Genomic DNA, 17,537 nt, shown 5'->3' with positions numbered 1-17,537 from the left:
ATCACGAGCTGCAGGTACTGCGTCACCAGCAGCAGCGCGCCGCCGACGCCGGTCAGCCCGACCAGCAGCACGCCGAGCGCGACGCTGAAGCTGCGGTCGGCGAACAGCCCGATGTCGAGCAGCGGATTCGCGAGCGCGCGCTGGCGCCGCACGAACGCGATCGCGCAGGCGATGCCGAGCAGCAGCGCCAGCGTGGTGGCAATGCCCCAGCCGCTCTTCGCGCTCTGCTTGACCACGTAGACCAGCGGCAGGATCGCCGCCAGCGACAGCGCGACGCTCGCGAGGTCGAGGCGTGCGCGTTCCGGCGCGCGGTATTCGGGCAGCAACAACGGCCCGCCGATCCACAGCAGCAGCACCACGGGAATCGCCACCAGGAAGGCCGAGCCCCACCAGAAGTGCGCGAGCAACAGGCCGCCGACCAGCGGCCCCGCGGCCATGCCGAAGGCGAACATGGTGGCCCACACGCCGATCGCGAGCGCGCGCTGGCGTGCATCGAGGAACATGTTGCGGATCAGCGCCAGCGTGGAGGGCATCAGCGCCGCGCCCGCGATGCCGAGCAGGGCCCGCGCGGCGATCAGCAGGTTGGCGCTGGGCGCGAAGGCGGCCAGCACCGAGGTCACGGCGAAGGCCGCGGCGCCGATCAGCAGCAGGCGGCGGCGCCCGATCGCATCGCCCAGCGCGCCCATCGTGACCAGGAAGCCCGCGATCATGAAGCCGTAGGCGTCCATGATCCACAGCGCCTGCGTGGCGCTGGGCTGCAGGTCCTCGGCCAGCTTGGGCAGCGCGAGGTAGAGCAGCGTCACGTCGAGCCCGAGCAGCATCGTGGGCAGCGCGAGCATGGCGAGGCCGGCCCATTGGGCCAGGCCCGCGCGCGCCGGCGGCGTTGTCGCAACGCTGTTGCCGTTGTGCTGTTTGAGACCGAAAGCCATGCGAGCCACTCCTGAATGATGAAAGAGCGATCATTCTGGGAACGGATCAGCAACAGGACAATATTTCCTCTCATGCTATTACTGGCAGCAATACGCAAGGTGGCGTGCCATGGCGTCTAGATCGCTCGACCGCACGCGCACCGAACTCTCGGCCTTCCTGCGCGCCCATCGCGAGCGGCTCGCGCCCGCGGACGTGGGCCTGCCCAGCGGCGGGCGGCGGCGCACGCCGGGCCTGCGCCGCGAGGAGGTGGCGGCGCTCGCGGGCGTGGGCATCACCTGGTACACGTGGTTCGAACAGGGCCGCGAGATCGGTGTCTCGGAAGCCTTCCTGCTGCGCATCGGCAAGATCCTGCGGCTCGACGATGCCGAGTGCTGCCACCTGTTCCTGCTCGCGCAGCAGCGGCCGCCCTCGGCCGAGGCCCATCACTGGCCGAGCATCCCGCCGCTGGTGCAACGCATGATGGACGAGCTGGTCGCGCGCCCCGCCTACGTCACCAACCTGCGCTGGGACGTGGTCGCGTGGAATGCCGCGGCCGACCGGCTGTTCGGCTTCTCGGGCCGGGAGCCCGCGCAGCGCAACTTCCTGCGCCTGGCCTTCGCCGATCCCGAGCTGCGCCGGCGCTTGCCGGACTGGAAGGAGGACGCGCCGCGCCTGCTGGCCGCGTTTCGCCGCGAGCTCGCGGTCGCGCCCGACGATCCAGCGATGCTGGCGCTGGTCGATCAGCTGCGGCGGCTGTCGCCCGACTTCCGGCGCTGGTGGGACACGCCGCGCGATCCGCAGCCCTCGCGCGGCATCTCGGCCCTGCTGGCCGAGGGCCGGCGCGTGGCCTTCGAACACGAGGCGCTGACGGTGGACGAGTACCGCCACCTGCGCATGGTGGTGTACTTCGAGGAGGGCGCCGGGCCGCTCAGCGCGGGCTCGTTGCCGGCCGCGCGGGAATCCACGCCACCAGCGGCGCCAGCCAGCGCGGTCGCCAGCTCAGCGTGAAGGTCACGGCGAGCGCGGCACCCGCGAGCGCCATGAACCAGACCAGCGAAGCCATCGAGACATGGTCGACGCGCAGGCACAGCAGCAACGACACGACCAGGCACGCCGCGCCCAGCACGCGCAGCACGCGCGCCATGCGCACCGGGTAGGCCGTGCCGGGGCGCGCCTGCTCCCAGTGCACGTCCATCGACAGCGCGAACAGGCCCGCGCCCACGAGGTTGGCGGCCAGCGCGGCCGCGAGCATCAGGGCCTCAGACACGGGCCACCGCCGATCCGTTCGACGCCGACACGGTGGAGACGGCAGTCGCGGCGGCACGGCGCCGCAGCCTGCGCGCGGCCACCACGGCCAGCGAGACCGCCGCGAGCACCGACAGGTCGACCCCGGCCACCGGCCAGTAGCCGCTGCCGATGGTGCGCAGCAGATGGTCGCCGGTGGTGATCCAGTTCAGCAGCACCGCGGCCACGCCCAGCAGCGCCACGGCCCAGCACTGTTCGGCCCAGGCCGGTGCGAGACGGCCCTGCGCCGTGGGTGCGGTGCGCCACAGGCCATGGAGCAGCGAGACCAGCCAGGCGCCCGCGAAGACGCCGATCTCCCAGTTGCCGCGCAGCGGCAGTTCGGCCGGCAGCAGGCGGTTGGCGACCAGCATGGAGAAGGTCGCGATCAGCAGGCCCGGCACCGTCGCGACCGCGAAGGCATCGACCCAGCGCGCGCCCTGCAGGCCCTGCTTCGCATGCTGGCGCTTGCGCTTCTCGACGAAGAAGATGAAGCCGGTGGCGATGCAGGCGCAGCCGGCCAGCCCGCCCAGCACATAGAGCCAGCGCAGCAGCCAGTGCCTGAAGTGCTGCAGGTGCAGGCCGGTCAGGAAGTCCTTGATGCCCGCGACCACCGTGGGCGCCGGGTCCTCGCGGATCACCTCGCCGGTGGCGCCGTTGAAGTGGATGCCCTCGCCCGTGAGCGTGACCCGGTCGGTGCCCGCGCGGTAGACGCTGACGTAGGCATTGGCATCGTTCACGTGCTGCACGTTGAGCATGCCCACCTCGCCCGCCATGCCGCGGCTGGCCCAGCGACGCTGGGCCTCGGCCACCATCGCGTCGACCGAAGCCAGCGTGCCCGGCGTGCCCGCGCGGTCGTGCGGCAGGCCGGTCTCCTGGGCCTCGAGCTTCTCGTGCAGTTCGTGCAGCGGCTCGAGCTGGGTGTGGCTCACGGGGAAATAGACGCCCGCGAACACCACCAGCCCCGACAGCGCGAAGATGAAATGGAACGGCAGCGCGACCACGCCCGTGAGGTTGTGCAGGTCGAGCGCGCTGCGCTGCACGTGCTTGGCCGGACGGAAGGTGAACAGCTCGCGGAAGATCTTGCGGTGCATCACCACGCCGCTCACCAGTGCGATCAGCATCACCAGCGCTGCGAAGCCGACGATCCAGGTGCCGAGGTTCAGCCAGTTGATGTGCAGGCTGTAGTGCAGCGGGTAGAAGAAGTCGCTGCCGATCTTCAGGCGGTCTTCCGACAGCGTCTTGCCGGTGCGCGGGTCGATGGTGGCATAGCCCCAGACCGCGTCTTCCGGGTCCTTGGCATTGGGCAGGATGAAGCCCGAATAGATGCTCAGCACCGGGTCGCGGTGCGTGGTGTAGGCCAGCCACTGCTTGGGCTCGAAGCTCGTCGCCATCGGGCCGTTCACGCGCGAGCGCGCCTCCTCGATGTTGGCGGGGGCGGGCTTCGCCTCCTTGAACAGCGGCAGCAGCACCTGGTCGAACGAGGGCATGCGCTGCGGCTCGAAGCGCGTCTCGGGGATCGCCCAGCGGTCGATCTCGCGGTCGAACACCGACAGCGAGCCGAAGAAGAACACGACCATCAGCACGAAGCCGAGCACCAGCCCGAACCACGTGTGGAGCCAGGCCATCGAGAGGCGGAAGTTCTGGAACACGGAAGTCTCTCCTCGCGGGATTGGTTCGATTCGGGTCGGGTCGGGTCAGAGCAGCGCCCGCTGCACGAGCGACGCCGCCGCCGTCATCGACAGGCCGCCGCCGGCCAGCACCAGCCACACGCGCTTGATGTTGGCGGCCGAGAACGCCCAGAGGAACGCGACCAGGAACACCAGGAAGGCCAGCATGCTGGCGAGCGACTCGGCGTCGTGGAACGGCATGCCCGCGGCGAACAGCAACCCGATGCCGAGCGCGACGAAGCCCCAGGAGAACGCATAGCCGCCGAGCACGGCGGCGCCGATGCGGGAGACGATCTGCAGGGCGGGGACAGCGTTCTGGGCCATGGTTTCTTCGACGGGGTGGATGACGGCGGCAGGCGTGACGCCTTGCCGATGCCAGCCTCGTTTCAGTGGGCCCGCATGCGCGGTCGTCCGAGGCAATTGATAGTCGTTCTCATTCTATCAAGCGCGTTCGGGCCGTCCCGATCTCGTCACGATCCGAAGGACATTCGACTCGAAGCGGCAGTCAGGGCGTCTGCTGCGCCGCGTGCTTGACGCGCAGGATCTCGACGATGCGCGCTTCGTGCAGCACGCGATAGAACACGATGTAGTTCCGGTGCACGACCAGCTCGCGCACGTGGCTCGGCAGACCGGGCCTTCCGCTTCGGCCGAGTTCGGGGTGTTGCGCAAGGGGCAAGGTCTTGTCGCGCAGCTCCTGGCCGAAGCTGCGCGCCCGCGCGGGGTTGTCCTTGCCGATGTAGCGAACGATGGCACGCAGATCGTCGACCGCCTTCGGCCGCCACTCGATGCGGCAAGGCGTCATGCGCGTTTCTTCGCGGCGGGCTTTCGTCCGGCCGTCGGGGCCGCGACGTCGGCCTCCATGAGGGCCATCACTTCATCGTGCGAAAGATTCGGCCGGGGGTCGTCGACCGCCTCCTGGATTTCCGCGGCCAGCCATTCGTTGTAGGCAGCGGCTTCGTGCGCCTTGCGCAGGGCCTGCGCACGATTGTCGGTGGAACGCTCCACGGGCTCCCGCTCGGCCGGATTCCACTCGCTGGCATCGAACTGCCCGACGGTGATGCCCAGGTCGCGCAGCACGCTCAGTGCGGTGGCCGGATTTCCGAAACGACGCGGCTCGGTGCTACGGGCCTTCGCCAAAACGGCGCCGGCACCGTTGCGCGTCGCGATCTGAACGAGAAACGCGCCCCCCTGCCCTTTGAGCGTCACGCTCGAAACACCGCCGGCTTCGGAGGCCGTGCGGAGTTGCTCCAGGGTCATGCTCTGCATGGCGCCTCCTTGCAGTCAAACAACGTCTATTGTGCAAGACATGTTGAAATCGTGCAAATCGCGGCGCCGGATCGAGGCCCTTCACATCTTCAATTGCGTCAGTGCCCAGGCCACCATCGCCAGCTGTGCGACGTTCACCAGCATCCCCGCGATGTGCAGCTTGCGGAACGCGACGATCGAGGCGTCGACGCCCGGGATCGTGCCGCGCAAAGCATCCATGCGCGGGATGATGATCCAGCCCCGCAAGGCGAAGGCGAGCCCTCCGATGACTGCAGCCCCGAATGCGAAGACGAGCTTGCCCGACCAGACATAGCTGAGCGCCGCGGCGCTCGCCGTCAGGATCACCGCCACGTAATAGACGTTGAACAGGCCCCGGATGAAGCGTCCGTCCAGCGGCGTGTCGTGCTTGAGCACGAGCAGCGGCAGCGAGCCCATCATGAAGAAGCCCATCCAGACCAGCAGGACGACGGTGGCGGCGAGTGCAACGACGATGGGAAGCATGGCGATCCTCCGCGCGGTCTCGCGGCGGGTGCCGGGGCCGAGGCGCCGAATGTATCCGTTCGTTCCGCCGTTGCGAAGAGGTGCATCCCCCGCTCAGGCAGTCATCCCCCCATCCACGTTGTAAACCCCACCCGTCACGAAGCTCGCCTGCGACCCCAGCAGCCAGAACACCAGGTTCGCCACCTCCTGCGCGCTCGCCGCGCGCCGGAGCGGCTGGTTCAGGAAGTGCTGCTTCAGCGCCGCCTCGGCCTGCGCCTCGGTGCGGCCGTCGACGAGGAAGGTGCTGCGCAACAGCGGCGTGTCGATCGGCCCCGGGCAGATGGCGTTGATGCGGATGCCGAGCGGCGCGAACTCGAGCGCCGCCTGCTGCGTCATGCGGATCACCGCGGCCTTCGAGGCGCCGTAGACGCCGAGCCCGGCCTCGGCGCGGCTGCTGCGCTGGCCCGACACCGAGGCGGTGTTGACCATGGTGCCGCCGCCCTGGGCGCGCATCGCGCGCGCCACGGCCTGCATGCCGAGCAGCACGCCGCGCACGTTGACCGCGAAGATGCGCTCGAAGTCCTGCATGCGGAAGTCGAGCAGCGAGGACTGCGGGCCGACGATGGCGGCGTTGTTGTGGAACAGGTCGATGCGGCCGAACTTGCGCAGCGCCGTGTCGACGTAGCGCTGCACATCCGCCTCCTGTGCGACATCGGCCGCGACGCCGATCGCATCGCGCGCATCGAGCCCCTCGAGGGCGCGGTCCAGCGCGGCCTCGTCGCGGTCGACGATGGCGACGCGCGCGCCGGCCTCGAGCAATTGGCGCGCGAGCGCCAGGCCCACGCCGCTGGCACCGCCGGTGACGACCGCCACCCGGCCTTCGAACACGGGCGCGCTCATTGCAGCGTGACCTCCAGCGCGCTCGGCGCGCGAAACACGAAGGTATGCAGGTGCGTCGCGCGATCGGGCTCGACCAGCCGCATGCGCGGGAAGCGCTTGGCGAACTCCTCGAACACGATCTTCATCTCGAGCCGCGCGAGCGGCGCACCCAGGCAGAAGTGAACGCCGTTGCCGAAGGTGAGCTGCTTGCGTGCATTGGCGCGGCGGATGTCGAAGCGCTGCGGGTTCTCGAACACCTCCTCGTCGCGGTTGGCCGAGGCGAAGGACAGCACGATGGGCGCGCCCTTCGGAATCGTCACGCCGCGGAACTCCACGTCCTCGAGCGCGATGCGGCGCCAGCCGATCACGGCGCCGGCATAGCGCATGCCCTCCTCCACCGTGTTGGCCGCGAGCGAGGGATCGGCGCACAGCGCCTCCCACTGCTCGCGGTTCTCGAGCAGGCTGCGGAAGGTGTTGGTGAGCTGGTTGGTGGTGGTCTCGTGGCCCGCGAATGCAACGCCGAAGGTGTGGGTGATGATCTCGGGAATGGTCATCACGGCGTCGTCGCCATTGCGGATCGCGAGCATGCGGCTGGTGAAGTCGTCCTGCGGATGCTTCTCGCGCTCGCGGACCATCTCGGTGCAGTACTGCCAGAACGCCACCATGTTGCGCGCACCCTCGAGTTGCTCGGCATGGGTGGCGGGGCTGAAGTCGATCACGCTGCGCGCGCCGGCCCAATGCTTGACGCTCGGGATGTCCGAATCGGGAATGCCCAGCACCTTGAACACCACCTGCGCCGGCAGCTCGTAGTTGACCTCGCGAAGCAGGTCGACCGCATCCTTGCCCTCGACGCGGTCGATGGCCTCGTTCACGAGTCGGCGGATGTGGCCGTCGAGCTTGACGAACTCGCGCAGGTTCAGCACCTGGCCGGTCACGCCGCGGATGCGCTTGTGCACCGCGCCGTCGAGGCTCGAGTGGCTGCCGGTCTGCGCATAGCCGCCCTCCTTGAGGATCGCCTGCGCATCGGGATGCATCGGCGTCACGGGCCGCGTGGTGTTCTGCGACGAGAAGCGCGCGCCGTCGTGCAGCACGCTGTAGACGTCGGCATGCCTGGTCAGCACCCAGTAGCCGATCTCCTCGCACCAGAACACGGGCTCGTCGCGCCGCTGGGTCTCGAAGGCCGCATGCAGCTCGGGGCTGAAGTAGGGCTTGAAGTCGGCGGACGGCGAAGTCCCCGCATGAAAGGGGCAACCGGCAATGGCATTCATCGGGAAGTCTCCTGGCGTGGGTTGTCTTGGAAGAGGAAGAGAAAGTCAGCGCATCAACATGCCGCCGTTGACGTCGATCGTGGCGCCCGTCACGAAGCCGGCACCGGGCGACACGAGGTAGGACACCGCGGCCGCGATCTCCTCGGGCGTGCCGATGCGGCCCAGCGGCACGGCCGCGGTGCCGAGGTATTTCTGGCCGCGCTGCGCCTCGGGCACGGTCTGCTGCAGCATCGGCGTGTCGATCGGTCCCGGTGCCACGGTGTTGACGGTGATGCCCAGCGCGGCGGCCTCGCGCGCCACCACCTTCGACAGCGCGAGCACCGCGCCCTTCGAGGCGCTGTAGGCCGCGCCGCTCTGCATGCCGCCCATCTGCCCCGCGAGCGAGGCGACGGTGACGATGCGGCCATGCTCGATGGCCTGGCCGTCGCAACGGCGCAGCATCTCGCGCACGCAGAGGAAGGTGCCGAGCGCGTTCACGCGCAGCACGGTGTCCCACTCCTGCAGCGTGATGTCGACGGTGGGCAAGCGCCCCGGCGCGGGCTGCGCGCTGAGGATGCCGGCGAAGCAGGCCAGCACGCCGACGCTGCCGAGCGTCTCCTGCACCGTGTCGAAGGCCGCGCGCACGCTGTCCTCGTCGGCCACGTTGCAGCCCAGGCCGATGTGGCCCTTGCCAGGCAAGGCGGCGGCGGCGCGCTCGGCGGCCACCGCATGCAGGTCGGCCACGGCGACGGTCAGGCCGTCCTCGGCCAACCGCCGGGCGCTGGCCAGCCCCAGCCCGCCAGCGGCGCCGGTGATGAGTGCGATGCGCATGAGAAGACTCCTGGAATTCAGCGGTCCGGATGGGCCTCGGCCCAGCACTGCACCAGCGGTTCGCTGATGTAGGCGCTCGTGGTCTGGCCCCCGTCCACGGCCAGCACCTGGCCCGTGACGTAGCCCGCGTCGTCGCTGCACAGGAAGGCGGCCGCGCCGGCCACCTCCTCGGGCAGGCCGGGCCGGCCCATCGGCGTGGTGCCGACGATGGTGGCCTGGAAGCGCGCGGTGTTCAGCCGCCCCGCGGTCTGCGGCGTGGCGATGATGCCGGGCGCGATCGCGTTGACGCGGATGCCCTGGTCGGCATAGTCGGCCGCGAGGTTGCGCGTGAGGCCGATCACGCCGGCCTTGGCCATCGAGTACACGGCCTGCCGGCGGTAGCCCACCAGCCCCAGCGTGGACGCGATGTTGAGCACCACGCCGCGCGCCGCGATCAGCGCCGGAAAGGCCGCGCGCGTGACCATGAAGGTGGCCTTCTGGTTGATGTCGGCGAACTTGCGGTAGTCGTCGTCGGTGGTCTCGTGGAACGGCGGGCAGTTGCCCAGTCCCGCGTTGTTGACCAGCACGCGCAGGTCGCCGAAGCGCTCCATGCATTCGTCGACGATGGCCTGCGGCGCGCCGTCGGCCGTGACGTCGGCGGCGAAGACCTGCAGGCGCTCGTCGCGCGGCAATTGCGCGAGCCCCTCGGCATTGATGTCGACCGCGAGCACGCGCGCGCCCTCGGCATGCAGCCGCAGCGCGATGGCGCGGCCGATGCCCGACGCCGCGGCGGTCACGATGGCGGCCCGGCCGTCGAAGCGCTTCATGCGACTTCCCACACGTCGTACACGGGGCCATCGCTCTCGCGCGTGCCGGTGCCGACCGCGATGCGGTCGTTGAGCCATTCGAGCCCCGGCGCCGCGGTCTCGAACTGCACCGCGACGCGGAAGTAGTCCTCGCCGCGCGCGATCGGCTCGCGGTTCACGATCTTGCGCATGATCTCGGGCGTGGGCCCGTTGCGGCGTCCGTTGTAGGTCATGTAGATCAGCCCGCCGCCCTCGGCCTCGAGCACCAGCCGCACGTCGAGGTGCAGGCCGCCGTCGGGCCGCTCGAGCACCACGTCGGCGCCGCCGGGCAGCACCCGGCCGCGCAGCCGCTCGCCCTCGAAGCGGCCGCCGCTCACGCACATCACGCGCCGCGTATAGCCGTGCGGCACGGCGCCCACGAGCTGGGCCGGTGCCGTGACCTCGGCCTTGATCGTGAACAGCGGACGCAGTTCGATCAGTGTCATGCCGGCGCGCCGCTCACTCGCCGGCCTTCTCGCCGTGGCCCGTGCCGTAGCGCTTGCGCACGTCCTGGATCAGTTCCAGCAGCGCCTTGGGCACGTCGCGGCCCTCGGCCCTGGCCTGGCGCTTGCAGTCCTCCCACAGCTTGAGGTCGGCATAGCCCTTGTCGGTATGGCGGTTCCATTCCTTGTCCAGCGGCGTGGTGATCTCCAGGCGCACGCCGGCCGGGTCGTGGAAGTAGATCGACAGGATCAGGCCCTTGTGGTCGGTCGGCCCGATCACTTCCACGCCCTGCGAGGTCAGCCACTCGTACCACTTCGTCACCTCGGCGCGGTCCTTCGCCTGCAGCGCGATGTGGTTGAAGATGTCGTAGGCCGGATGGCTGGACTTCGAGGGCGCGGGCACGCCTGGTGCCTCGAAGAAGGCCAGCGTGGAGCCGTCGCCCATGCGGAAGAAGATGTGGAAGTAGGGAATCGCGTCGCCGGTCGAGGGCACGCTGTCGTCGAGCACCGTGCTCGCGAGCTCCATGCCCATGATGCGGGTGTAGAAGTCGGTGGTGGCCGCCGCGTCGGGCGTGACCCAGGCCGCATGGTTCAGCATCATCGGCGTGAGGCCGGGATTGGGGGTCAGCGCCGCCTTGGGCTTGGTGCTGTTGTCGGTTGCGGTGGCTTGCATGAAGCGTTTCTCCGTGTTGATGTCGGCTCTTACAGTTGAGGGTCGGCGATGCGCACGGCGATGCCGTCGAGCGCATCGCTCATGACGATCTGGCACGACAGCCGGCTGCCCGCTTCGCGCGGCGCGGCCGTGTAGTCGAGCATCTGGTTCTCGGTGTCGACCGCGGGCGGCAGCCTGTCGATGAAGGCCGCGTCGACGATCACGTGGCAGGTGGCGCAGCTCATGACGCCGCCGCAGTCGCCGACGATGCCTTGCAGGTCGTGGCTGGTGGCGGCCAGCATCAGGCTCTGGCCTTCGGCGACCTCGAGCTCGGTGCGCTCGCCGTTGGAATGGATGTAGATGGCGCGGGGCATGGAAGGACTTTCTCTCAGGCGCTCGTTCGCGTCAGTCCCCTCGACGGGGACGTTGGCCCGCGCCGCCTCGCATGCGCCGCAGCACGCTGCGCACCAGCCCCACGAAGCCCTGCGGCATCAGGAACATGCACAGGATCAGGAAGCCCGCGAAGATCGCCGAGGGCGCCGACTTCGAGATCTGGTCGGCGATGTTCGGTATGAACTGGATGAAGGCCGCGCCCACCAGCGCGCCCGAGATGGTGCCGAGCCCGCCCACCACCACGCCCACGAGGAAGAACACCGACACGAACATGCCGAAGCTGTCGGGCGCCACGAAGGCGGTGGCGATGGCGCCGAGCGAGCCGGCCACGCCGGTGTAGAGCGCGCTGATGCCGAAGGTCATGGCCTTCACGTGCGGCACGTTGACGCCCATCGCGGCCGCGGCGGTCGGCTGCTCGCGGATCGCGATGGTGGCGCGGCCCAGCCGGCCGCGCAGCATGTTCCAGGCGCAGACGAACATCAGCGCCGCGATCGCCAGCACCACGAGGTAGAGCCACTGGTCGGCCGACAGCTGCAGGCCGAAGGGCGCCTCGGGCTTCATGAGCACGATGCCTTGCACGCCCCCGGTCCATGGCTCGAGCGCCTTGTGCTTGAGCAGCTGGGGCGTCGCCAGCGCGAGCGCGAAGGTGGCGAGCGCGAGGTAGTGGCCCTTGAGCCGCAGCGCCGGCCAGCCGAACAGGAAGCCGAAGCCGAAGCACACCGCGGCCGACACCGGCAGGGTGGCCCACCAGGCGAAGCCGCCGTGCTCCATCAGCACCGCGGTGACATAGGCACCGAGCGCATACAGCGCGCCATGGCCCAACGAGAGCTGGCCGTTGTAGCCCACCAGCATGTTGAGGCCGAGCACGCCGATGGCGGTGATCAGCGTCATGGTGACGAGGAAGAGGCGGTAGTCCGACAGCGCGAAGGGCAGCGCGAGCGCCGCGACAGCCAGCAACGCGAAGGCGGCGATGCGCCAGGGCGAGCGCGCGGGCGCGGCGTCGGCGGCCAGGGCCGGTGCCTGCTCGGGAATGAAGGGCAGGGCCGACATCGTCAGACCCTCGCCACCAGCTTGCGGCCGAACAGGCCCGAGGGCCGCACCAGCAGCACGGCCACGATCAGCACCAGGGCCAGCGTGAGCTTGAGCTCGGTGCCCACGAGGTAGGTGCCCGCGAGGTTCTCGACCACGCCCACGATCAGTCCCCCGGCCACCGCGCCCCAGGGGTTGTCGATGCCGCCGAGCAGTGCCGCCGCGAAGGCGTAGATCAGCACGCCGCCCATCATGTTGGGCTCGAGGAAGACCACGGGCGCCACCATCAGCCCGGCCACCGCGCCGATCAGCGCCGACAGGCCCCAGCCCAGCGAGAGCATCAGCGACACCGGGATGCCCGCGAGGCGCGAGGACACCGGGTTCTCGGCCGAGGCGCGCATCGCGAGCCCCACCTTGGTGAAGCGCAGGAAGGCATAGAGCAGCGCCATCACCAGCAGCACCATCGCCACCGTGCCGAGCTCGTGGCCCGAGATCAGCGTGCTGCCGCCGGGCAGCTTGTCGGGGAACGGACTCGGGAACGGTTCGAGCTGGTGCCCGAAGATCCAGCCGGCCAGCGAGTTGATGCCGACGAACAGGCCGATGAAGACCACGATCACCGAGAGCTCGGGCACGTCGCCCAGCGGCCGCAGCACCAGCCGCTCGATGGCGAAGCCGGCCACGAAGCCGAAGGCCAGCGTGGCGAGCGCGGCGGCCCAGTACGGCAGGCCCCACTTCAGCAGCAGGAAGGCGATGAAGGTGGAGAACATCGCCATCTCGCCCTGCGCGAAATTGATGTGATGGGTGGACTGGTAGATCATCACCAGCGCCAGGCCGAGGCAGGCGTAGATGCCGCCCATGGCGATGCCGGAGGCGATCTGTTGCAGCAGGCTGTACATGGGGTGGGGTCCTGGTCAGAAGCCGAGATAGGAGCGGCGGATCTGCGCGTCGTCGCGCAGCTGTTTCGCGGTGCCCGAGATGACGGTGCGGCCGGTCTCGAGCAGCCAGGCGTGGTCGGCGATCTCGAGCGCGCGCGCCACGTTCTGCTCGACCAGCAGGATGCCCACGCCCTCCTCGCGATTGACCACGCGCATGATCTCGAAGATCTCGCGGATCACCAGCGGCGCGAGGCCGAACGAAGGCTCGTCCATCAGCAGCAGGCGCGGGCGCTGCATCAGTGCGCGGCTGATCGCCAGCATCTGCTGCTCGCCGCCCGAGAGCGTGCCGGCCTGCTGCCCGCGCCGCTCGCGCAGCCGCGGGAAGTAGCCGAACATGCGCGCCATGTCCTGCTCGACCTCGGCCTTGCCGCGGCGCAGGTAGGCGCCCACGCGCAGGTTCTCCTCCACCGTCATGTTGACCAGCGTGCCGCGGCCGTCGGGCACGTGCGCGATGCCGAGCGCGGCGGTCTTCTCGGTGCTGTGGCCATCGATGCGCTGGCCCGCGAGGCGGATCTCGCCGGTGCGCCGCACCAGGCCGCTCAGCGCGCGCAGCGTCGTGGTCTTGCCCGCGCCGTTGGCGCCGAGGATGGTGGTGATGCCGCCCTCTGCGACCTCGAAGTCGATGCCCTCGAGCACGCGCGTGGGGCCGTAGAAGGCCTCGAGGTTCTTCACCTCCAGCAGCGCGGCCATCAGGCGGTCTCCGTGCCGAGGTAGGCGCGAACCACTTCCGGGTCGGCCTGGACCTGCGCGGGCGGGCCGTCGGCGATCTTGCGGCCGAAGTTCATCGCCACCACCTGGTCGGACACGCGCATCACCAGGTTCAGGTGATGCTCGACCAGCAGCACGGTCACGTGGAAGCGCTCGCGCACGTCGAGGATCAGCTGGCGCAGCCCGTCGACCTCCTCGTGGTTGAGGCCGGCCGCGGGTTCGTCGAGCAGCAGCAGCTTGGGATCGGCCACCAGCGCGCGCGCCATCTCCACGCGCTTGCGGGTGCCGAACGAGAGGTTCTTCACCGGCGTCTCGGCCAGCGCCGAGAGGTCGAGCAGGGCCAGCAGCCGCTCGGTGCGTTCGCGCACCTCGGCCTCCTCGCGCCGCACCGAAGGCAGGCGGAAGGCATTGGCGAGGTAGCCGGTGCCGGTGCGGCAATGGCGGCCCACCATCACGTTCTCGCGCACCGTCATCGCGGGGAACAGCGCCACGTTCTGGAAGGTGCGGCCGATGCCCGCCGCCGCGATCGCATGCTGCGGCTGCGCGAGCAGGTCGACACCGTCGAACACGATAGCTCCCGCGGCCGGCGTGTAGATGCGGCTCAGGCAGTTGAACAGCGTGGTCTTGCCGGCCCCGTTGGGACCGATCAGCCCGCAGATCTGGCCGCGGCGCACCTCGAAGGAGATGCCGTCGAGCGCCACGATGCCGCCGAAGCGCACGCCGAGGCCGCTGACGCGCAGCAGCACGTCGTCGGCGGCAGCGGTGGTGGAGACGGAGGGGGTTGTCATGGCGGGCAGTATTCGCCGCGCATCGCGGGCCCGTCAGTCCCCTGCCCGTGGTACAGGCCGCGCTGTCCCTTGCCACGGGGACAGACGTTGCGCGGCGGCGCTGCCACATTCGCCGCACTCCCCTCTTCCCACTCCTCATTCACTCATTCCCTCGTGGAGGCACAGCCATGGACTACGGACTGCAGGACCGCGTGATCCTCGTCACCGGCGGCGGCAGCGGCATCGGTCGCGCGATCGGCATCGAGGCCGCGCGCGGCGGCGCGCGCATCGCCGTCGTCGACGCGGTGGCCGAGCGCGCCACGAGCGTGGCGACCGAGCTGCGCGAACTCGGCGCGCAGGCCGTCGCGCAGACGCTCGACGTGCGCGATGCCGCCGCCTGCGAAGCCGCGGTGGCACGCATCGAGGAACAGCTCGGCGCCATCGACGGCATGGTGGCCTGCGCCGGCATCTCGCCGCCAGCGCCCGCCCACACCATGCCCGACGAGCTCTGGACCCGCTGCCTCGACGTCAACCTCACGGGCATGTTCCGCTCGCTGCAGCCGGTGGGCCGGCGCATGCTCGAGCGCCGGCGCGGCGCGATCGTCACCGTGGCCTCGATCGACGGCCTCGGCGGCCATGCGGGCCGCGCGCACTACAGCGCCTCGAAGCATGGCGTGATCGGCCTCACGCGCGCGCTCGCCATCGAGTGGGGCCGCTTCGGCGTGCGCGTCAACGCGCTCGCGCCGGGCGTGGTCGACACGCCACTGGTGCAGGCCAACATCCCGCTCGACCACCTGCAGTACGCGATGGTCGACCGCAACCCGCTGGGCCGCCTGTGCCGGGCCGAGGAGCAGGCCGGCCCCGCGCTGTTCCTGCTGTCCGATGCCGCGAGCTACGTCACCGGCTCGGTGATGACGGTGGACGGCGGCAGCGCCGCGGGCTTCTTCACGCGCTGGAACGGCGCCGACCTCGGCTCGCGCGCGCTGCTCGAGGCGGGCGCCTACGGCGCGCCCGACTGAACCGAACTCTTTGCACCACCCCTTGAAGGACGACCACCCATGAAGAACCTCTTCGACCTGCGCGGCGAGCGCATCCTGATCACCGGCGCCGGCGGCGCCATCGGCGGCGCCACCGCGCGCGTGTGCGCCGCGCTCGGTGCCGAGCTGTTCATCGCCGACCTGAAGGCGCCGACCGAGCTGGCCGACGAACTGAAGGCGCGCGCCGCCGCGCTCGACAACACGAAGCGCGACGACGTCAATGCACTGCTGCAGGACATCGGCGAGATCGACGCGCTGATCGACACCAGCGGCTACTACGTCAAGGGCGACTGGCTCGATGGCGGCGACGAATGGGAACAGCTGTTCGAGCGCACCATGGCCGTGAACGTGAAGGGCCCGGTCAACCTGCTGCGCGCCGCGCTGCCCGCGATGATGAAGCGCGGCAGCGGCCGCATCGTGCTGACCAGCTCGATGGCCGCGCGCAACGCGGGCTCGACGCTGGCGGTGGAGCCGGCCTACGCGGCCTCGAAGGGCGGGCTGTCGGCGCTGGTGCGCTACTTCGCGCGCCAGGCCGCGGCCTCGGGCGTGGTGGTCAACGGCGTGGCGCCGGGGCCGATCTTCACGCCGCTGCTGGTGTCGGCGAACCAGCCCTTCACCGTCGACCAGTACCCGATGAAGCGCCTGGGCCAGCCCGAGGAGATCGGCTGGCCCGCCGCCTTCCTGGCCTCGCGCGGCGCCAGCTTCACCACCGGCGCGGTGCTCGACGTCAACGGCGGCATGTGCTTCTCCTGAGCCGCGCATGACGACGCAGCCTGCGACGCCCACCGCGCTCGACGGCCTGTGGGAGCCGGTGCGCATCGGCCCCGTGCAGGCGCTCAACCGCATCTACCTGCCCGCGCACCAGGTGAGCCTGCCGCCGCCGGCCTATGGCGCCTACCTGGCCGAACGCGCGCGCGGCGGCGTCGGCCTGATCGTCACGCACGGCTTCCATGTGCATCCGGCCAGCGCGCGCGCCGGCGTGTCGCCGTGGGAGCCCGCCTGGGCCGACGCGGTGCGGGCCTTCGTCACGCCGAGCAAGCGGCTCGGCGTGCCGGTGATCGTGCAGGTCACGCACATGGGTGCCAGCGGCACGCGCCGCACCGACGACATCGCGCACTGGGGCGCCGTGCTCGCGCCTTCGCAGCTGGCCTCGCCGGTGCACCGTGCGATGCCGCAGCCGATGGAGGAGGACGACATCCGCGCAGTGATCGAAGGCTTCGCCGCCACCTGCGCCAACGTGCAGGCCGGCGGCGGCGACGGCGTGGAGATCCATGGCTCGCACGGCTACCTGCTGAGCAACTTCCTCTCGCCGTACTGGAACCGGCGCGATGACGAATGGGGCGGCGACACCGAGCGCCGCACTCGGCTCGCGCTCGAGATCGGCCGCGCGGTGCGCGCACGCTGCGGCAGCGATTTCGCGATCGGCATCAAGCTGAGCCTCGACGAGTACCTCGGCGAGGCCGGCACCACGCCCGAGGAAACGTTGCGCGTGGTCGCGCTGCTCGAGGCCGAGCGCCTGTTCGACTACGTGTGCCTCTCGCACACCGACTACCACCAGAACCACCGGCTGGTGCCGCCGCAGTCGAGCGGCGAGACCGCGCCACTGGCCGCCAACGCCGCGCGCGTGCGCGAGGCATTGCGCGGGCGCATCCCGCTGCTGATCCAGGGTTCGGTGCGCGACATCGCCACCGCCGCGAAGATCGTCGAGCGTGGGCAGTCCGACATGGTCGGCCTGGTGCGCGCCCAGATCGCCGACCCCGAGATCGTGCGCAAGGCGAAAGAGGGCCGCGCCGACCAGACCCGGCGCTGCGTGGGCGCCAACCAGGGCTGCTGGCGCAGGCTGGGGCAGAACGTGAGCTGCACCGTGAACCCCGAGGCGGGCCGCGAACTGCAGTTCGGTGCGGCGCTGCCGCGTCCCGCCGCCACGCCGCGCACGCTGCTCGTGATCGGTGGTGGCCCGGGCGGCCTCAAGTTCGCGGACAGCGCGGCCGTCCGCGGCCATCGCGTCACCCTGTGGGAACGCACGGACCGGCTCGGCGGCCAGATCCGCCGCGCCGGCCTGCTGCCCGACTACGGTTCGTGGAACTCCCTGGTCGACGACCTCGAGGCCTCGCTGCGCCGGCGCGGCGTGGAGATCGTGCTGCGCCGCGAGGCCACGGCCGATGCGGTGGCCGCCTTCGGCGCCG

22 protein-coding genes are annotated in these 17,537 nt (G+C 70.3%); 4 read left to right on the top strand and 18 right to left on the bottom strand.

The genetic code is table 11. The annotated features are described in order from the left end of the window. A partial coding sequence (locus AC27VN_RS11865) for an MFS transporter (protein ID WP_490876667.1) occupies nt 1-929 on the bottom strand: 929 nt, incomplete at its 3' end. A 109-nt stretch (nt 930-1,038) separates the two neighbouring features. Between AC27VN_RS11865 and AC27VN_RS11860 the strand changes: the two genes are divergently transcribed. Continuing rightward, a complete protein-coding gene (locus AC27VN_RS11860; RefSeq protein WP_490876666.1) occupies nt 1,039-1,917 on the top strand; it encodes a helix-turn-helix transcriptional regulator in 879 nt (292 codons plus the stop codon). Here AC27VN_RS11860 and AC27VN_RS11855 read toward each other — a convergent pair. From AC27VN_RS11855 to AC27VN_RS11775, 17 genes are all read right to left on the bottom strand, one after another. Continuing rightward, nucleotides 1,838-2,176, bottom strand: coding sequence for a DUF3325 domain-containing protein (locus AC27VN_RS11855; RefSeq protein ID WP_490876665.1), 339 nt, complete (start codon nt 2,174-2,176; stop codon nt 1,838-1,840). The genes AC27VN_RS11860 and AC27VN_RS11855 overlap by 80 nt on opposite strands. Then, nucleotides 2,169-3,842 carry a PepSY-associated TM helix domain-containing protein gene (locus AC27VN_RS11850; protein ID WP_490876664.1) on the bottom strand — a complete coding sequence of 558 codons (1,674 nt, stop codon included), beginning with the start codon at nt 3,840-3,842 and terminating at the stop codon, nt 2,169-2,171. Before AC27VN_RS11850 ends, AC27VN_RS11855 begins: the two co-directional genes overlap by 8 nt. Before the next feature lie 45 nt (nt 3,843-3,887). Beyond that, the gene (locus tag AC27VN_RS11845; RefSeq protein ID WP_093346926.1) at nt 3,888-4,184 is read right to left on the bottom strand and encodes an iron uptake protein; all 297 of its coding nucleotides are present in this window, start codon (nt 4,182-4,184) and stop codon (nt 3,888-3,890) included. A gap of 181 nt (nt 4,185-4,365) precedes the next feature. Next, complete coding sequence (locus tag AC27VN_RS11840; protein WP_261206015.1) at nt 4,366-4,662, bottom strand: type II toxin-antitoxin system RelE/ParE family toxin; 297 nt, start codon at nt 4,660-4,662, stop codon at nt 4,366-4,368. After that, complete coding sequence (locus AC27VN_RS11835) at nt 4,659-5,126, bottom strand: antitoxin PaaA2 family protein (RefSeq protein ID WP_490876663.1); 468 nt, start codon at nt 5,124-5,126, stop codon at nt 4,659-4,661. The genes AC27VN_RS11840 and AC27VN_RS11835 overlap by 4 nt, the downstream gene beginning before the upstream one ends. Nucleotides 5,127-5,207: 81 nt before the next feature. Next, the gene (locus AC27VN_RS11830; protein WP_093346917.1) at nt 5,208-5,627 is read right to left on the bottom strand and encodes a hypothetical protein; all 420 of its coding nucleotides are present in this window, start codon (nt 5,625-5,627) and stop codon (nt 5,208-5,210) included. A gap of 93 nt (nt 5,628-5,720) precedes the next feature. Then, nucleotides 5,721-6,506 carry an SDR family NAD(P)-dependent oxidoreductase gene (locus AC27VN_RS11825; protein WP_490876662.1) on the bottom strand — a complete coding sequence of 262 codons (786 nt, stop codon included), beginning with the start codon at nt 6,504-6,506 and terminating at the stop codon, nt 5,721-5,723. Next, nucleotides 6,503-7,753, bottom strand: coding sequence for a cytochrome P450 (locus AC27VN_RS11820; RefSeq protein ID WP_093346910.1), 1,251 nt, complete (start codon nt 7,751-7,753; stop codon nt 6,503-6,505). Before AC27VN_RS11820 ends, AC27VN_RS11825 begins: the two co-directional genes overlap by 4 nt. 45 nt (nt 7,754-7,798) lie before the next feature. After that, nucleotides 7,799-8,563 (bottom strand): SDR family NAD(P)-dependent oxidoreductase, encoded by a 765-nt coding sequence (locus AC27VN_RS11815; protein ID WP_490876661.1) that lies wholly within the window; start codon nt 8,561-8,563, stop codon nt 7,799-7,801. Between the two features lie 17 nt (nt 8,564-8,580). Further along, complete coding sequence (locus AC27VN_RS11810; RefSeq protein WP_490876660.1) at nt 8,581-9,369, bottom strand: SDR family NAD(P)-dependent oxidoreductase; 789 nt, start codon at nt 9,367-9,369, stop codon at nt 8,581-8,583. Beyond that, nucleotides 9,366-9,833: a DUF3237 domain-containing protein gene (locus AC27VN_RS11805; protein WP_490876659.1), complete on the bottom strand. Its 468-nt coding sequence runs from the start codon at nt 9,831-9,833 to the stop codon at nt 9,366-9,368. The genes AC27VN_RS11810 and AC27VN_RS11805 overlap by 4 nt, the downstream gene beginning before the upstream one ends. Nucleotides 9,834-9,846: 13 nt before the next feature. Continuing rightward, on the bottom strand, nt 9,847-10,503 hold the full coding sequence (locus tag AC27VN_RS11800) for a VOC family protein (RefSeq protein WP_490876658.1): 657 nt from the start codon (nt 10,501-10,503) through the stop codon (nt 9,847-9,849). Between the two features lie 29 nt (nt 10,504-10,532). After that, nucleotides 10,533-10,856 carry a 2Fe-2S iron-sulfur cluster-binding protein gene (locus tag AC27VN_RS11795; protein WP_490876657.1) on the bottom strand — a complete coding sequence of 108 codons (324 nt, stop codon included), beginning with the start codon at nt 10,854-10,856 and terminating at the stop codon, nt 10,533-10,535. Nucleotides 10,857-10,887: 31 nt separating this feature from the next. Further along, complete coding sequence (locus AC27VN_RS11790) at nt 10,888-11,925, bottom strand: branched-chain amino acid ABC transporter permease (RefSeq protein WP_490876656.1); 1,038 nt, start codon at nt 11,923-11,925, stop codon at nt 10,888-10,890. A gap of 2 nt (nt 11,926-11,927) precedes the next feature. Then, nucleotides 11,928-12,800: a branched-chain amino acid ABC transporter permease gene (locus tag AC27VN_RS11785; RefSeq protein ID WP_490876655.1), complete on the bottom strand. Its 873-nt coding sequence runs from the start codon at nt 12,798-12,800 to the stop codon at nt 11,928-11,930. A 15-nt stretch (nt 12,801-12,815) separates the two neighbouring features. Then, nucleotides 12,816-13,529, bottom strand: a complete 714-nt coding sequence (locus tag AC27VN_RS11780) for an ABC transporter ATP-binding protein (RefSeq protein ID WP_093346890.1) — start codon at nt 13,527-13,529, stop codon at nt 12,816-12,818. Further along, nucleotides 13,529-14,335, bottom strand: coding sequence for an ABC transporter ATP-binding protein (locus AC27VN_RS11775; protein WP_398495010.1), 807 nt, complete (start codon nt 14,333-14,335; stop codon nt 13,529-13,531). The genes AC27VN_RS11780 and AC27VN_RS11775 overlap by 1 nt, the downstream gene beginning before the upstream one ends. 167 nt (nt 14,336-14,502) lie before the next feature. On the opposite strand from AC27VN_RS11775, the gene AC27VN_RS11770 reads away from it, so the two are divergent. The 3 genes from AC27VN_RS11770 to AC27VN_RS11760 form a co-directional block, all read left to right on the top strand. Then, nucleotides 14,503-15,333 (top strand): SDR family NAD(P)-dependent oxidoreductase, encoded by an 831-nt coding sequence (locus AC27VN_RS11770; protein ID WP_490876654.1) that lies wholly within the window; start codon nt 14,503-14,505, stop codon nt 15,331-15,333. Between the two features lie 39 nt (nt 15,334-15,372). Continuing rightward, entirely contained in the window at nt 15,373-16,104 is a 732-nt protein-coding gene (locus tag AC27VN_RS11765) for an SDR family NAD(P)-dependent oxidoreductase (protein WP_208510672.1), read from the top strand. 7 nt (nt 16,105-16,111) lie between these two features. After that, nucleotides 16,112-17,537: oxidoreductase (locus tag AC27VN_RS11760; protein WP_490876653.1), on the top strand; the 1,426-nt coding region annotated here is incomplete at its 3' end.

Source organism: Variovorax sp. 20P10.2.4, from assembly GCF_058244205.1.
The sequence above is the reverse complement of the archived record's forward strand: the minus strand, read 5'-3'. Positions and strand labels throughout refer to the sequence as shown.